1 protein-coding gene and 1 pseudogene are annotated in these 1,418 nt (G+C 41.0%); both read right to left on the bottom strand.

What is annotated here, in order from left to right; all coding sequences use genetic code 11:
- Positions 1-263: pseudogene (locus tag D0T84_RS22170) on the bottom strand (hypothetical protein); the annotation flags it as partial.
- A 402-nt stretch (positions 264-665) separates the two neighbouring features.
- A complete protein-coding gene (locus D0T84_RS22165) occupies positions 666-977 on the bottom strand; it encodes a helix-turn-helix domain-containing protein (protein WP_163310089.1) in 312 nt (103 codons plus the stop codon).
- Between the last annotated feature and the right edge of the window lie 441 nt (positions 978-1,418).

Genomic DNA, 1,418 nt, shown 5'->3' with positions numbered 1-1,418 from the left:
TTCTCCAATGCGTTCAGAGGAACTTTGAAGAAATGGAAATGGGTCGGTTCCTTGCACTGGCGCAGGAAATTGGACATAAAGTTTTCCAATACATCGCCGTGTTTGTCGATTTTCAGAAACTCGGGTTCATTTTTTTGTTCAGGCTTAACGGTTCCGGGTGTACCGTCTTCGTTCATGCCAGTAACAACGTTGAGTTTGTCGTTGTCTTTTTCTTTGACCAGAAGAACATCCTGTTCCTTTGGGTCTTTCAATTTTTCTTTCATTTTTCAGTTACGGGTTACGAGTTACAGGTTACAAGCAGCCGGATAAACAGGCAGGTCGCTATTTACCTGTAACGAATTAATAATTGGATAATTAGCGCGGTCGCAGACCGTTTTGTTTTATTTCGTCTACGCTTTCACATAGCCTCGTTGGATTTACATTTGTTGAAATAAATCCTGAATATTTCAGGTGGGGTAATTATTTCAGGTGGCTAATGTATTACTAAATAACAGGATATGAACCGGCTCGTTAGACGGTGGCAGCATTTGGCGTCCGTTTGGTAGTATGAAATGAAAAATGAGCTGTTTCCATGAAAAAGAAAATCCCTTTGCCATCACAGCGCAGGGATTTTCCGGAGTAATCAAAATGCAAACACTTAATACCCATACATATAAAATATTCCCTCACGGACTTTCTCCGTCATTTCCGTTTCCATTCAGGTTTTTTCTATTGTCTATTTGGTTTTGGATATATCTCATCACATCCGATTCCAGATAGAAGGTCTTTTGTCCGATTTGGAGATAAGGCAGCAGGCCGAGGCTGCGAAGGCGTTGCAGGCTGCGTTTGCTGAGTTTGAGCATCACGCACAGGTCCTGGTTGTCGTATATATTTTCCCCGTTCAGGCGGTTCCTGGCTTTCATCAGTTTGCTGAGTTCTTCCAATATTGCAAGGATTTTATCCATGCTGTCGTCGAACTTATTATCGTTTATTTCCATATCTGATTCGTTTGTTTCGGATAGGGCAAAGGTCTGTATTTTAAGGCATTCGCTTTACAAAGTCGGAAAAGATATTTTTGAGAAAATTTATCAATCTGATAACCTGATATATACATATTGCATCTTCATCTTCACAGCCTTTCTAAATGCCGGAATGGTTCGAATTATAACCGCTTGGGGTATTTTCAGGGGGATTGCCTGTCAATTATTGCCTTGTAAAGGGAAAACAGAGGAAAATAGAACCAAATTCGGTGAAAACAGCAGGTCAAAACAGGCTGGCTGTATTCGTTCGAACTTCGAAAAAAGAGGTGAATTGTAAAATTATATATATCAGATATTTACATATAAAAGCGCGGATTGCCCTGCTTCCCCTTACGAAAGGCACTGGTATGCCCGGATAAAAGAAAAAGCTGCAACCCACGCCCATAATTACGGTGCGTG

The sequence above is a fragment of the Dysgonomonas sp. 521 genome, assembly GCF_010501055.1.
Taxonomy (GTDB): Bacteria; Bacteroidota; Bacteroidia; order Bacteroidales; family Dysgonomonadaceae; genus Dysgonomonas.
The sequence above is the reverse complement of the archived record's forward strand: the minus strand, read 5'-3'. Positions and strand labels throughout refer to the sequence as shown.